Here is a 13728-nt window from a genome sequence, read left to right as displayed (position 1 = left end):
CTACTCATAATGGGGACATTACTCCTCACACTTAACAAGTGGGAGATCATGTCCGGGGATTTATGGGGCCATTACAGGAAGGCGCGTGATGCGCCCGTCAAAAATTTAATTTCGCAGCCCCTTGAGTTCAAGCGCTCTCAATGAATGTTCCGTGCCAAGCCCCTTGACCGATCTGACAGGCCCCTGCCACTTGTCTGGAGCAGCGTGCATCCGCTGAGCGGCCTGTCTTGAGCGACGCTTATGCCGCCCTCATTTTTTCTTTCCGAGCCCTTGAAACTGAACTTTTGCTAAACCAAATCGCTTGTCGCCAGCCGCTAGAATCAGGGCTGGACTTGCTGGAAGTGTCGTCTTTCGGCGCTTCCAATATCCATGTTGCTCAAGGAGGATATGGTTATGGCAACAACTTACGACTACGCACCGCTTTTCCGATCGACCGTCGGGTTCGACCGGCTCTTCAGTCTGCTCGAAAACGCCCAGCGGGCCCGTTCGATGAGCGATTGGCCGCCCTACGACATCGTCAAGACCGGTGACGATAGCTATCGGATCTCGATTGCGGTCGCCGGTTTTACGCGAGACGATCTCGACATCACGTTTCAAACCAACCTTCTGACGGTCGTCGGCAAGAAGCAGGAATCCTCGTCAGAAGCCTATCTGCACCGCGGGATCGCCGGGCGACCGTTTGAGCACCGGTTCGAGCTTGCCGACCACGTGCGGGTGATCGGCGCTGACCTGAACAACGGTCTCCTGGAGATCGATCTCGTGCGGGAAATCCCGGAGGAGATGAAGCCACGCAAAATCGCGATCGAAAGTGCGGCGGTGTTTGAACAGTCACAAGCTCCGACGCAAATCGAAGCATCAAATGCCGCATAGGTGATCTCGACGAACTGGGCGCCGTTCTCCTGGCGCCCATCTAGAACCCGGGTTGGAAAGGTAGGATGCCGTTCATGCACCCCCCTCTAGCGAAAATGGCGTCTTCGACATGGAGCCTCCAGATGGAACAACTGGGTAAACAAGTAGCTCCCGACACCACAATTCAAATCACACCACCCAAGCATTACAACTGGAGCGCGCCGGATATTGTCACCTGCCTCTGTTGTCGAAAGAAGCGCCCGGCCACGAGCATGGATGCAGATGGCTGTGGCATCTGTGAAGAGTGCCTGGCGCCCTGATGACGGTGCAACACGCGGTCGTCTCCATTGCAAGTCGTTCGCTCGACCGCTGGCTCAGCCGTCGTTCGCACGAAATCCCGACAAACAAAACCGCAGCCCCGGGTCCTTGGGCTGCGGTCCTGCGCGCCAGGATACGGGTTTTCATCCGTGACATCATTCAAAGCCGCACGCCGGTCGGGTCCTCTTTTATCGCCAGTAGCCCCGCCCGCTATCGACCGATGACCTTCCCAAAACATAGCCGATGGTGAAGGCGAGGGCGCCAATAAGCACTCCCAGAGTGGTGGCGGTGTGAGGATGTTCTGCTGCTGCGGTCGCTACCGCGCTTGTCTCTCGCCTCACTGCTTCAGTGGCTGTTTGGGCAGCCTTACGGACGCCGGCGAGAGGTTCATCGGGTGTGCCGGTGGAGCCCGCTTTTAAATCGTCGTCTTTGGCCATGCTTGTATCTCCTGTCGAGTGCGCAAGACAAACTGATGACGGCGCCATCGGTTCCGAAGCGGTGTTCTCGCGGAACCAAACTACAATTTGCCGGTTGTCAGCGGTCACATCGTGGAGGGTGTCATGGCTTAGAAGAGCAAGATCCCGAAGAAGCTTGCTGGCTACTAAGTCCCAAAACCTATCCGGAAGACGGGACTCGTAAAAGGGCTTCTGGCAAGCGATATCGGTAGGAGTGTGCTGCCAAAGCCCTGACGGCCGCCGTGGCCGCAGCGGCCGCAGTGCTTGTCGAGGAACGAGGCGACATAGCCGATGCGGCCGGCAAGGGCGCCCGCAGTAGCAAACGGGCACTGGGGATTACCGGTAATGCTGTCAGCCACGCGACGGAGGCGGCGATCGACGTTATCCGGAAGTCTGCGCGAGATGTACTTCCAGAGAAGCTGAGACCGGACGCCAAAGAAAGTCCTCGCCAAGTGGCGGTTCATTAGAAGCCGCGCCGGCCCACCAAGAAGCAAGCGACGCGGGACATCTGGAACGATATCTGACAGGTCGGCTCGGGCGGCACGGCATGGAAAAGGCGGCTGCGGCCGGAGTGGCCTCCGCGGCCCTCTCGGCTCGCCGCGAAAGTCGGTTAGGGCATCATGCTGCGATACCGCTCGCGCTCGCGTTCGACCTGATCCACGGTGTAAGGATCGGCGTCCTCGTCAAAATGCGACCATCCCTCCTCAGTGTAAGCGCTGCGACGAGCGGCGAGATCAACCCGATCCCGTTGTTGCAAGATTGTTTCGGCTTGGGCGACGAGATCATGCTCGACCCGCGCTGTCACCAGGGTTCCGCCGCGCCGAACGCCTTCGGCGTAAACGTGCGCGTCGTCTTCATCCACGCCGGTTTCGGTCAATCCGCCGATGATGCCACCTGCCGCACCGCCGGCAACAGCGCCAGCCGCGGCGCCTGCGGCGGTCGCTGCCAGCCAACCGGCCGCGACAACCGGTCCCACCCCAGGGATGGCCATAAGTCCAAGTCCAGTGAGAAGTCCAACAATGCCACCTCCCGCGGCACCAAGACCCGCTCCGGCGCTGGCGCCTCCGGCGGCGTCGGAGGTATCGTCGGAATACCAATCGCCGCTGTTGTTGGCGATAATGCTGATATCATCGGGCGGTATGCCCGCCGCCTCGAGATCACGCACCGCATCTCGCGCCGTTTCATAATCGTCAAAAAGACCTGTCACGGTTCTCATCTTCAGTCTCCCTAGCTTTGGGTTTTACCTTATTGGGCTGTCACATTGTCTTGGGTCGAGGGCGACGGTCACGGACTTACTGTCCTTTCTTCGCGTTTGCTTGCCACACACCCTTGTCATCGAGCTTGAGTGCGGTGACATCGGTGTAGCCGGCGGCCTCTATCCGCTCGGTGAAACTGTTTAGCTCCCTCCACGGGCACAGTGGGTGTTTGCGAGTCGGGCGTGGTGGCTGCCGGCGTGTTTCCGTTCGTCGAAGGCGTCGTTTGCGCAAACGCAGCGGCGGTTACAGCGCTCATCAGCGCCGCCGCAACGATAGTCATGGGGGTTCATGAACGTGGCCTCTGCTTGTAAATCGGATTGATCCGGCTCTCGAACCCTGGGGGTGGGATTTGGTTCCGGCGCAGAGGCACTCGGGGATCATTGAACGGGATTACCACTCAATCGCGCTTGAACGCGAATTTGGCCTTCGACCTCCAGTATGGGGCGCTGTAGCCTGTCTGAGCGTCACCCGATGTGCCGACTTGTTAACGAGAAATATAAGTATATTCTAATTAACGATCGTCTGCCGCAGTCTCGCCGGCTGCGGATGTCGCTTGGGCGATCAGCCGTCCTGACTGAGCCTCCGACCAATTTGGCGGAGGCTCTTTTCAGGGATCGAGGGCGGCACGCGTCTCGGGTGGCGCCCTCGCCCGCGCGCGAACGTAATCTCGGACAGCGGGACGTCCACCGTCATATCATTCCAAACTCGCACCCGTGTCGAACATAGTCTGGCTAGCCGGGACAACCAACCCAACCAGCGGGCGTCCCAACAAGTCTCTCAGTGGTGGCGCGAACTCGAACGGCGCGAGTTTCGGTATTCGCCGGCGACCGTCAGCGGCCTTCCTTTTAGACATGAAGCCCGAAACCAAAGCATTGCTGAGAATTTATCCTCAGGCGGGTCTTGGCGATCGCTTGGCAGGTGAGGTGTAAGATTTTCATCCTCCAGGATTTTGTTTCTCTCCCGCGCTTCTGCCGTCCGAGCTCCTCGATCGTTCCTCGAAGCGTTCTTCCCCCTTGGCCAAGGGACTTCCTTTCTGGCATTCGATCCGTCGCTCTTCTCTTTCAGCGCTCTCTTGCAAGCCCTGCGCTGACTCGCGGCCCTCAAACGCCGGTCCCTTCACTGTTTCAGTGAAGGCAGGATCGGAAGACAGCGTTTGCCTGGGGTCCGGGCTAAGTTCAGGCCCTTCTGCATTCGCGCTCGCGACCGCATTGCCCGACCGAATACCGTTCAAAGCCGCGCGTATCTCGTCTTCATCCCATCCGGCCTGTACCGCGGCAGTGATCAAATCGGTGTCGAAATCTCGCAAAGCACCTGTCGGGTCGTGAGTTGAAAGTGTGGACGAAACGCACTGGTAGCAGTCGGCAAGCCGCTCCGCAGTACCTTTCTGGGTTCTGGGGGATGCAACATATGTCATGATCTTGGCCTCGCCTCGGGCTCATTTCTGCAGGAGCGATCGTGCCGCTGAAGCACTAACGCCTGCTCTGTTGTTACTGCCGTGCAAACTTCCGGTCCTGCGAAATGTTCCTCAGCCGGCAGCTTCCCACCGGAGACCGGGGCGCGGGTTTTTCACTTGTTGCCCGCGGACAGCCGCTTCGACTACGCCGCCACGACAATCGTGGCCGAACCTACCCTTCATCATCTCTGTCGCGGTCTTAGCTCTGAGCCTGACTCTTCCGCTTGCCGCCTCTCGAAGGCGCTAAGCAATGTAGCGTCCGTGAACGGTGTTTGCCATGGACACATCCTCAACTCTTCTGATCCCTGTCGCGACCGGCGGAGCCGCGCTTGCCGCCGCGCCGATTTGCGAAAGGCCCTCAGGCCAGCCACTCGAGGGAAGGGAACTTTCCGTGCAAATTAATGTTTCTGACTCAACGACGAAAGAGATGACGATGTCCAACAATGCGCAATATGGTGACGAGGCGAAGTCCACCGGCGAAAGCCACACGGAATTTGGCAGATCGGTGGAAAGCAAGGCTCAAATTGCCGACGCATGCCGAGCCTCGAGCGATTCTGGTGCTGAAACACTGAACGTCTACCGCTTGGTGCCGATCGCCGCACAATCCGATCCTCGATGGCAGAGCGCACTTAACCAGGGCGAAGTCGTGGTCGCTGCCCGCACGTCTGGGGACGCCCGCATCGTCGCGTCCGCGTGCGAACTCGACTATATGGAGGTCGACGCCGCCCCTGCCGAAGGTGTCAGCACCTCGGATGCGAGCGCGTTTCGGGACGAAAAACTATACACGGTCATCGAAGTCGAACATGCAAAAGCAGGACTGGTACGCGGCCTGTTGAAAGGTGAGATATCGGTCGGCACGATCAAGCCGGTGCAGATCTGAGTATAACAAGGCTCGATCTTGTCACGTGTCTCTGGGCCAATTGCGGGATCACGTGCGTAGTGAGATGCAGATAACAGCAATGTCGACGTCGGCGGACGAAGGCGGTAACCGCGCTGCGCATATGCGCGCCCCCTGTTTCAGCGCTATTGGTGCACGAGCCGGCGACTGAACGATATCGGGAACACGATTCTGTTTTGGCGATTTGGAGACGTTCGAGAAGGAGAACGTCATGGCAGAGGATCGTTGGGAACGCGAGGAACGGTACGGACGCGATATAGAGAGGGCAGGGGGCAAACAACCGGCACCCTGGAATGAAAGTGTCGTGATCTGTCTGCCCGATGCATACCACCACTTGTTGGTTGGATCGGCCAGTCAAGCGGCAGCGGTTTTGCAGAACAATTGGTCTGGATCCAAGTCCGATCCCGCATATCAGGCGGCTTTGACCGCCTGTCTCGAAGCTGTCAATGGTGATGTGCCTGGTTACATGGCCCGGTTGGCGTTCGAGAAAGCCGCCCGTGATGCAGGGGTTTTGCGCTGAAGCCAGCAACGATTGGTGGAAATGGTCGTTAGCAGGCTTTCTAATGATGCTCTTGCACAGCCGCCGACGCCGCGGGAGGTCAGAGAAATCTGGGATCTTCCACGGTGGTTACTGTTTACATCGTTTTTTACGAAGCCTCCCGAGCCCTGCATTTCATTGCGAAGGAGAAAGTTTATGAAATCGCTGGCTGATATTTTCGAACACACGCTGCAGGATCTCTACTTCGCCGAGAACGCTATCACGAAGGCGCTTCCAAAGGTCGCTAAGGCAGCGAATAGCGCCGAACTGAAGAAGGCGGCCGAGGAACACCTTTTGGAGACGAGGGACCAGATCAAGAAGCTGGAGCAGGTCTTCAAGTCGATCGGCAAAACGGCATCTGGCGAAAAATGCGACGCTATCGAAGGGTCTGATCAAGGAGGCCGACGGTTTGATGAAAGAGGCTAAAGGGACCGCGTTGGACGTGGGTCTTCTGGCCGCTTGCCAAGCTGTCGAGCACTACGAGATCGCCCGCTATGGCTCGCTTCGGGAATGGGCCAAGGACCTCGGCCATGATGAGGCGCACAAGCTTCTGAGTGAGATCCTCGACCAAGAGAAGGCGACGAACAACAAGCTCACCAACTTGGCTGTAACGTCGATTAACAAAACCTCGGCGCGTTCAAGGGCGGCGTGACGAAACAAAGGGGGCCCTGACCGTACTACCCGCTTCATATTTGCGGCTTGGTAGCAGCGACCTTTCCCCGCCGGAGAGCCGGCTGGATTTGGCAGGCGGTGATGGTTGTCAATTCCGCGTTCGAGAAGGTCGGCGTTTGCCGAACCCCGGACCAGCAGCGGAAACAACCCAACCGTCATCGCTGGTAGACGCGACACTCAGAACTTTGATGCGTGGGCCGTCGTCGGCGGCGGTGTTCAGGTTGTCGGCAATCGTGTGCCGCGGACCACGTTGCCAGATCCCTCTACGATGAGGTGATAGTGCTCCTTGTCGAGTTCTGAGGCTCGATAAGCGCCGGCACTCAACGCGCGATGATACGCGACATCTTCACCGGCTGGAACCATTGGTCATCTTGAAATTCCCTTTCAGTGGGCCAGGTTGTGGGGGTAATTTGAAAGCAACGGGAGGCAGCAGTGGATGACTCCGACAGCTTAAAATTCAGTGCCAGAAGTGCGGGACGCGAGAGCGGCTTACGTTCTCCGAGATGGAGACGAGAGAATTGATCCAGTGCAGGCGCTGCGGCGCAATCCGCGGCATGGGAAAAGAGAACCTGCTGGAGTCGTGTCGCGAAGCAGCGAAAACGATGCGACAAAGGCTGTGATCCCCGAACGTTGTCAGAGGCGCTTTGTCGGCGCATATTTTGCTCATCGCCGGACAGTGCTGCGGGCTCCGGCGGCTGAGAGATCATAAGCGCTTTCGCCCCAATTGGAGGAGGTTGCGCCATGTTTGATCAACGGCAATCCGGATACATCCTTCCTGAAGGCTTTACTGTGATTTCAGAGGTCTTCGAGAGGGTCATGGATGGCAAAGCGGTGAAGGCGAGTGGCTGGCTCGGGAGGCGCTCCATCTATTCATGAGCGGCATACGAGACGCATGGAATGAAGCTTGCTCCTCCATCGACGTTTCACCGCCCTCAAGCGGCGGTGGCACCAAAATCGTGGATCTGATGCCGGATCTGTCGGCATGGGCGCGCTGCTTGACGGCCTCACCGAACGCGGCAACTGCTCTCACTCGAATACGCCGTCGAACATATGGATGAGTTCGTGGCGACACCGGATGTCAGAGATGGCTGGTCCGACTGATGCTGGACCTCCACCTTGGCCGGAGCCGCCGTCGACGCCGAACGTAGGCTATGGCTATGATTGGAATGGCGCTCGCAGGCGCAGCTTGAGGATCGTGCGATATGGATTCGAAGTCCCGACGCCGAACTCCTGTAGGCACATCCCGATCAGATGCTCAGTGTTTTGCATCTGACCGCCAGTAACGAGCAAGCTCAGGATCGAGCGTCAGATGCTCCTGCCATGCGGCTTCTGGAACCTGTCCCGACCGATAAGCCTCGATCAGCAGCCGCTGATCGTCGCTCAGCCGCGGCTCATCGAAATGATGCAAATGGAACAGCCCGAGTACCGCTTCGCCGATATCTCGCGTATGAATAGACATTGGAAAACCTCGCCTCGTGGTCAAGGATATAACGTGTGACCGCCGATGATGTTCAAATCTTTTGATGTCTAAGCAAACCTGCCGTGCGGTTATGACGCTGATCGGTTTCACCTGATCGTGGGTGGGGATGGCAGGCAACGACGCCTAGGCGACGGTAAGAGTGTCCCGAGCCATGTGTAGTACCTCCTTGTTAGAAAAACAGGCCGCCATTCCCGCACGGCATGACGCCGGCTGGGAGCATGATGGGCTACGACTTGAATGGTGGCACGCGGGCGCCGCATTAAAATCGCGCGATATGGAACGGCCGTCGCACTGGCGGCTTTGCTAACTGGGGACCTCCATGATCCTCGACGGCGAGGCCGTCGTGCTCGACGATAAGGGCCGCTGCGACTTCGGCTTCCCCTAGCCGCCGAAGCGCGAGGTGACCGGCAGCGACGCCGTTCCAGGGCCGATCTTTGATGCGATGCAGCAACGAACCTGTCTTGACTAGTCATACTTTTCACGGCTCCATGGAGAAACTGATCTGCTGGACCAACCAGTGGGTCAGTTGGAGGCGGTGACGGCGATGGACGGCAGCCCGATACTCACGCAAATGCCAAAGGTCGGGCAGAGTCTCGACCGGCGCACGGCCCGTGACCTCATCGCCGACAAGCTGATGGTCCTGATCGCCACCAACATGCTGCGCCCCGGCGACGTCTTGCCGGGGGAAAGGGAGCTCGCCAACGTGCTTCATGTCAGCCGTGAGACGGTGCGCGGTGCCATCCAGACGCTGGCTGCGCGCGGTATCGTCGAGGTGTCTCAGGGCAGTCGCACGCGGGTCTGCAATGTCGATCTCAGCCATCTCACCGTTACCATCGCTTCCCCCAACGCCATCGACAGCTACGATCTTGACGATGTTCATGCGGCCCGGCTGCATATCGAGCTGAAGGTCGTCGGCGATGCAGCTGACATGATTGACGAAGAGACGCTGGGCAAGCTCAAAAGCCTGCTCGAAGCGCAGAAGCTGTGTGGCGATGACGCCATGCGCTTTCTGATCTGCGACCGCGAATTCCACATGGCGATCTATCGGGCTTGCGGAAACCCGCTGCTGTCCGATTTCGTCACCGATCTCTACACCTTCATGATGGACTATCGGCGCAGCGCCATGTCACGGCCAGGCGCGATCGATGCCAGCTATGACGACCACACCGAGATCGTGGAGGCACTGGAGCGGCGCGACCGGGACGCGGTAATCGCTGCATTTGGCCGGCATCTGACCCGGATCTACGACACGACGAAGGAATTGCTCGCGGGGAGCGGGCAGAAAAACCGGGAAAAGAGCAAGAGCAAGATGGCAGGCTGATCCGGCTGAGCCGGCGGCAGACGGGGAGGTTCGTCGAAAATGGATGTCATGGTGATCGGAGCGGCCGGGATGGTCGGTCGCAAGTTGGTGGAGAAGTTCGCCTCAGAGGAAGGCGTGCTTGGCTACGATATTTCTAGGCTGACGCTGGTGGACGTGATCGAGCCGCCTGTGCCTCAGGGGCTGTCGCCAATTGCAAAGACACTCGTGCTTGATCTTTCGACCGATGACGCCGCCGAGAAAGTCGTCGGTTTGCGGCCCGACGTGATCTTCCATCTCGCGGCGATCGTTTCCGGTGAGGCCGAGACTGATTTCGACAAGGGCTACAAGGTCAATCTTGACGGAACGCGGGCGCTGTTCGAGGCGATCCGCCACGAGAGTTTGCGGGAGCCCTACGTTCCGCGGGTCATCTTCGCGTCGTCGATCGCCGTTTTCGGAAGGCCTTTCCCGGAAAAGATCGGCGACGAGTTCCTTACCACGCCACTGACGAGCTACGGCACGCAAAAGGCGATCTGCGAACTGCTTCTCGCCGACTATTCGAGGCGCGGCATTTTCGATGGCGTCGGCATCCGCCTGCCGACGATCTGCATCCGCCCCGGCAAACCCAACAAAGCGGCGTCCGGCTTCTTTTCCAATATTCTCCGCGAGCCGCTGGCAGGTCAGGAGGCGGTGTTGCCGGTGGACGAGAACGTACGCCACTGGTTTGCAAGCCCGCGTTCGGCCGTCGGGTTCTTCATTCATGCCGCGCGGATGGATACATCCGCGATCGGCCCGAGACGCAATCTGACCATGCCCGGCCTTTCCGCCCTCGTTGGTGAAGAGATCCAGGCCCTTCGGCGTGTAGCCGGTGAGAAGGCCGTCAAGCTCGTCCGCCGTGAGCCCGACCCGGTTATCCGCTCGATTGTTTCAGGCTGGCCGACCGATTTCGACGCGCGGCGTGCTTGCGAACTGGGTTTCAAAGCCGAAACCAACTTCGATGAGATCATCAGGATCCATATCGAAGATGAACTCGGAGGACATATCTGAGATGGTTCGCGCTTTAAAATCCGGCGAAGGCAAGATCGCATTGGTGACTGGCGGCGGCACGGGCCTCGGACGCGGGATCGCCGAGGCCTTAAGTGCGGAGGGTTATACCATCGTCATCGCCGGCCGGCGCGCCGACGTGCTCGATAAAGCAGCTGGCGGCATAGCGGCGCAAACGGGAGGAACCGTGCGGGGTGTCAGGGCCGATATCGGCGATCCCAATGCGGTCGTCCGCCTTTTCGAGGCGATCCGCACCGAGTTCGGCCGGCTCGACCTCCTGGTCAACAATGCCGGCTCCAATGTGCCGGCCGTGCCGTTGGAAGAGGTGACCTTCGAGCAATGGAGCGGCATTCTTGCCGCAAACCTGACGGGTGCCTTTCTCTGCACGCAGCAGGCGTTCCGGCTGATGAAGGCGCAGGCGCCGCGCGGCGGGCGGATCATCAACAACGGCTCGATTTCGGCCCAGACGCCGCGGCCGAACTCAGCACCTTACACGGCAACCAAGCATGCGATCACGGGGTTGACCAAGTCGACCGCACTCGACGGGCGCAAGTATGACATCGCCTGCGGCCAGATCGATATCGGCAATGCCGCGACCGACATGACGTCGAAGATGAATTCCGGGGTGTTGCAGGCTAATGGCGAGACCGCCAGTGAGCCGACGATCCCGGTCGCCCATATCGCCGCGGCTGTTGTCTACATGGCAAGCCTGCCACTGGAGGCGAATGTGCTGACGATGACGGTCATGGCGACGAAGATGCCGCTGGTGGGGCGGGGGTAAGGGCGGTCGAGAGGAAACTGGACGGGGTCTAAGAACGGCATGAGGAGGCCGCCGGACAGTCCGCCGATGTCAGATGAAATTCACAGGGAGGAAAGCATATGGCAGGCGTTGACTTCGTCGATGTCAGAAAATCATTCGGAGCCTTTCCCGTCATCAAGGGCGTGAACATCGAAATCGAGGATGGCGAATTCGTGATCCTTGTCGGCCCCTCGGGCTGCGGGAAATCGACGCTTCTGCGAATGTTGGCCGGGCTTGAAAACATTTCGGCGGGCGAGATCCGCATCGGCGACAAGGTCGTCAACACCCTGCCGCCCAAGGATCGGGATATCGCCATGGTGTTCCAGAACTACGCGCTTTATCCGCATATGACGGTCGCCGACAACATGGCCTTCTCGCTGATGCTGAACGGCTCGCCGAAAGCCGATATCGACAAGCGCGTAGGCACCGCGGCGGGCATTCTCGGGCTTTCCAAGCTGCTCGACCGCTATCCGCGCCAGCTCTCCGGCGGCCAGCGCCAGCGCGTAGCGATGGGCAGGGCGATCGTGCGCGATCCGCAGGTATTTCTCTTCGACGAACCGCTATCCAACCTCGATGCGAAACTGCGCGTGGCCATGCGCGCCGAGATCAAGGAACTGCACCAGCGGCTGAAGACGACCACCGTCTATGTCACGCATGACCAAATCGAGGCGATGACCATGGCCGACAAAATCGTCGTCATGCATGACGGTATTGTCGAACAGATCGGCGCGCCGCTTGACCTCTACGACAGCCCCGCCAATCTTTTCGTCGCGGGTTTTATCGGTTCGCCAGCGATGAACATGATCAAGGGCAGGCTCGACCCGCAAAATCCGAAGTGCTTTATCGCAACCGATGGCATGGCGCTGCCAGTCGCGCGGTCGCCATCGGCGGCAAGAGGGCGTGATCTGATCTACGGCTTGCGGCCGGAATATATGTCGCTCGACCCGAACGGGTTTCCCGTGACCGTCGCGGTTATCGAGCCCACCGGCTACGAGACGCAGTTGATCGTGCGCTTCGGCGGCACGGACGTCACCTGCGTTTTCCGTGAGCGCGTGACCGCCCGGCCGGGCGAGGCAATCCACCTATCTATCGATGCCGATCATGTGCACCTGTTCGACGCCGAAACCGGCGTGCGGCTGACCGACTGATACTGCCCCGCTTTGTGCGTCAGGGAAGAGGAGCCCTGACGCATCCGGTCTCGGGTCGGCGTTTCCGGCCATACCCGAAACCTTCGTTGCAGCATTCGCCAAACGGGACGGCGGGTGCCGGAAAGGATGATGTCCCGTTGTCACCAGGAGGAGCATTATGACTTTCAAGAGACGTGATTTTCTCACTGCATCCGCCGCGCTGGCGGGGATCGCCGGGCTTTCGCCTTTCGGCATCCGCCCGTCTTTCGCGCAAGGGGCGGAGCCGGCCTACAAGCCGGAGGAAGGGGCGAGCCTGAGGCTGTTGCGCTGGACGCCCTTCGTCAAGGGTGACGAGGATGCGTGGCTTGCCAACACCGCGAAATTCACTGAGGCGACTGGGGTCGAGGTCCGCATCGACAAGGAAAGCTGGGAAGACATTCGCCCGAAGGCAGCCGTCGCCGCCAATGTCGGTTCGGGGCCCGATCTGGTGATGTGCTGGTTTGACGACGCCCACCAATATCCCGACAAGCTCGTCGATCTGACCGAACTCGCCAACTACCTCGGCGGCAAATACGGCGGCTGGTACGATGGCGTAAAGGGTTATGCTTCGCGCGGCGACAAGTTCATCGCCATGCCGCTGACGGCGATTGGCAACGCCGTCTGCTATCGTGACAGCCATGTTAAGGCGGCCGGCTTCAGCGAATTTCCGAAGGACACCGACGGGTTCCTCGAACTCTGCAAGGCGATGAAGGCCAAGGGAACGCCAGCCGGCTTCCCGCACGGCAAGGCCGTCGGCGACGGCAACAACTATGCCCATTGGTTGCTCTGGAGCCATGGCGGCAAGATGGTCGATGAAGGCGGCAAGGTCGTCATCAACAGCCCCGAGACGCTCAAAGCGGTCAACTATGCCAAGGCGCTTTACGAGACCTTCATTCCGGGCACCGAGAGCTGGCTCGACATCAATAACAACCGGGCCTTCCTGGCGGGCCAGGTGTCGCTGACGGCGAACGGCGTCTCGCTCTACTATGCGTCGAAGAAGGACCCGGCGATGGCGGAACTTTCAGCCGACATCCGCACCACGAACTTCCCTGTCGGTCCGGTCGGCCAGAGCGTCGAGCTGCATCAGACCAGTTCGCTGCTGCTCTTCAGCCATACGAAATATCCGGAAGCTGCCAAGGCCTATATCAAATTCATGATGGAGGCCGACCAGATGAATGCCTGGATCACGGGCTCCAGCGCGTATTGCTGCCAGCCTCTCAAGGCTTTCGCCGACAATCCCGTCTGGACGTCCGATCCGATCCACGCGCCTTATGCGCGCGCCTCCGAAACGCTGCGCCCGAACGGTTATGCCGGCCCGCTCGGCTATGCGTCCGCCGGCGTCATGGCCGACTACGTGCTGGTCGACATGTTCGCCACCGCGGTTACGGGGCAGATGACGCCGGAAGAGGCAATTGTAGAGGCTGAGCGCCGGGCAAACCGCTACTACCGGGTCTAAATCCCAACATGGCCTGCATAGGCCGCTGAGACAAGGTATCGGCGGAA

General features: G+C 59.5%; 12 protein-coding genes and 2 pseudogenes. 9 read left to right on the top strand and 5 right to left on the bottom strand.

The genetic code is table 11. The features are described 5' to 3' along the window. Positions 1–393 precede the first annotated feature (393 nt). Positions 394–870, top strand: a complete 477-nt coding sequence (locus AC070A_RS33890) for an Hsp20 family protein (RefSeq protein WP_057250097.1) — start codon at positions 394–396, stop codon at positions 868–870. Positions 871–1355: 485 nt separating this feature from the next. Here AC070A_RS33890 and AC070A_RS33885 read toward each other — a convergent pair whose 3' ends face one another. From AC070A_RS33885 to AC070A_RS33870, 4 genes and pseudogenes are all read right to left on the bottom strand, one after another. Next, the gene (locus AC070A_RS33885) at positions 1356–1604 is read right to left on the bottom strand and encodes a hypothetical protein (protein ID WP_082615809.1); all 249 of its coding nucleotides are present in this window, start codon (positions 1602–1604) and stop codon (positions 1356–1358) included. 628 nt (positions 1605–2232) lie between these two features. After that, complete coding sequence (locus AC070A_RS33880; protein ID WP_057250099.1) at positions 2233–2838, bottom strand: general stress protein; 606 nt, start codon at positions 2836–2838, stop codon at positions 2233–2235. A gap of 29 nt (positions 2839–2867) precedes the next feature. Continuing rightward, a pseudogene (locus AC070A_RS33875) lies at positions 2868–3158 on the bottom strand (PepSY domain-containing protein). Positions 3159–3812: 654 nt separating this feature from the next. Next, the gene (locus AC070A_RS33870) at positions 3813–3998 is read right to left on the bottom strand and encodes a hypothetical protein (RefSeq protein ID WP_082615811.1); all 186 of its coding nucleotides are present in this window, start codon (positions 3996–3998) and stop codon (positions 3813–3815) included. Between the two features lie 610 nt (positions 3999–4608). Here AC070A_RS33870 and AC070A_RS33865 point away from each other — a divergent pair. From AC070A_RS33865 to AC070A_RS33855, 3 genes and pseudogenes are all read left to right on the top strand, one after another. Beyond that, a complete protein-coding gene (locus tag AC070A_RS33865) occupies positions 4609–5211 on the top strand; it encodes a hypothetical protein (protein WP_309140596.1) in 603 nt (200 codons plus the stop codon). Positions 5212–5440: 229 nt separating this feature from the next. Beyond that, the gene (locus AC070A_RS33860) at positions 5441–5749 is read left to right on the top strand and encodes a DUF982 domain-containing protein (protein WP_113737384.1); all 309 of its coding nucleotides are present in this window, start codon (positions 5441–5443) and stop codon (positions 5747–5749) included. Positions 5750–5923: 174 nt separating this feature from the next. Next, positions 5924–6419: pseudogene (locus AC070A_RS33855) on the top strand (YciE/YciF ferroxidase family protein). Positions 6420–7694: 1275 nt separating this feature from the next. On the opposite strand, the gene AC070A_RS33850 reads toward AC070A_RS33855, so the two are convergent. Beyond that, the gene (locus AC070A_RS33850; RefSeq protein ID WP_113737382.1) at positions 7695–7898 is read right to left on the bottom strand and encodes a hypothetical protein; all 204 of its coding nucleotides are present in this window, start codon (positions 7896–7898) and stop codon (positions 7695–7697) included. A gap of 565 nt (positions 7899–8463) precedes the next feature. Here AC070A_RS33850 and AC070A_RS33845 point away from each other — a divergent pair. The 5 genes from AC070A_RS33845 (at position 8464) to AC070A_RS33825 (ending at position 13681) form a co-directional block, all read left to right on the top strand. After that, entirely contained in the window at positions 8464–9240 is a 777-nt protein-coding gene (locus AC070A_RS33845; RefSeq protein WP_113737383.1) for a FadR/GntR family transcriptional regulator, read from the top strand. Between the two features lie 39 nt (positions 9241–9279). Then, on the top strand, positions 9280–10263 hold the full coding sequence (denD, locus tag AC070A_RS33840) for a D-erythronate dehydrogenase (protein WP_112995782.1): 984 nt from the start codon (positions 9280–9282) through the stop codon (positions 10261–10263). A 1-nt stretch (position 10264) separates the two neighbouring features. Further along, on the top strand, positions 10265–11041 hold the full coding sequence (locus tag AC070A_RS33835) for an SDR family oxidoreductase (protein WP_057250120.1): 777 nt from the start codon (positions 10265–10267) through the stop codon (positions 11039–11041). A gap of 98 nt (positions 11042–11139) precedes the next feature. Next, complete coding sequence (locus AC070A_RS33830; RefSeq protein ID WP_112995783.1) at positions 11140–12207, top strand: ABC transporter ATP-binding protein; 1068 nt, start codon at positions 11140–11142, stop codon at positions 12205–12207. 157 nt (positions 12208–12364) lie between these two features. After that, positions 12365–13681 (top strand): ABC transporter substrate-binding protein, encoded by a 1317-nt coding sequence (locus tag AC070A_RS33825; protein WP_112995784.1) that lies wholly within the window; start codon positions 12365–12367, stop codon positions 13679–13681. The last annotated feature ends 47 nt before the right edge of the window (positions 13682–13728 follow it).

This window comes from Ensifer sp. GW101-20A05 (assembly GCF_059424735.1).
Note: the sequence above shows the minus strand (reverse complement) of the source record. Positions and strands in the feature narration are given on the sequence as shown.

What these genes read in the sequence shown, in the direction of transcription:
- AC070A_RS33880 (WP_057250099.1), bottom strand. Translation starts at nt 2,838, where the DNA reads ATGAGAACCGTGACAGGTCTTTTTGACGATTATGAAACGGCGCGAGAT.
- AC070A_RS33865 (WP_309140596.1), top strand. Translation starts at nt 4,609, where the DNA reads ATGGACACATCCTCAACTCTTCTGATCCCTGTCGCGACCGGCGGAGCC.
- AC070A_RS33850 (WP_113737382.1), bottom strand. Translation starts at nt 7,898, where the DNA reads ATGTCTATTCATACGCGAGATATCGGCGAAGCGGTACTCGGGCTGTTC.
- AC070A_RS33835 (WP_057250120.1), top strand. Translation starts at nt 10,265, where the DNA reads ATGGTTCGCGCTTTAAAATCCGGCGAAGGCAAGATCGCATTGGTGACT.
- AC070A_RS33830 (WP_112995783.1), top strand. Translation starts at nt 11,140, where the DNA reads ATGGCAGGCGTTGACTTCGTCGATGTCAGAAAATCATTCGGAGCCTTT.
- AC070A_RS33825 (WP_112995784.1), top strand. Translation starts at nt 12,365, where the DNA reads ATGACTTTCAAGAGACGTGATTTTCTCACTGCATCCGCCGCGCTGGCG.
- AC070A_RS33845 (WP_113737383.1), top strand. Translation starts at nt 8,464, where the DNA reads ATGGACGGCAGCCCGATACTCACGCAAATGCCAAAGGTCGGGCAGAGT.
- AC070A_RS33890 (WP_057250097.1), top strand. Translation starts at nt 394, where the DNA reads ATGGCAACAACTTACGACTACGCACCGCTTTTCCGATCGACCGTCGGG.
- denD (WP_112995782.1), top strand. Translation starts at nt 9,280, where the DNA reads ATGGATGTCATGGTGATCGGAGCGGCCGGGATGGTCGGTCGCAAGTTG.
- AC070A_RS33885 (WP_082615809.1), bottom strand. Translation starts at nt 1,604, where the DNA reads ATGGCCAAAGACGACGATTTAAAAGCGGGCTCCACCGGCACACCCGAT.
- AC070A_RS33860 (WP_113737384.1), top strand. Translation starts at nt 5,441, where the DNA reads ATGGCAGAGGATCGTTGGGAACGCGAGGAACGGTACGGACGCGATATA.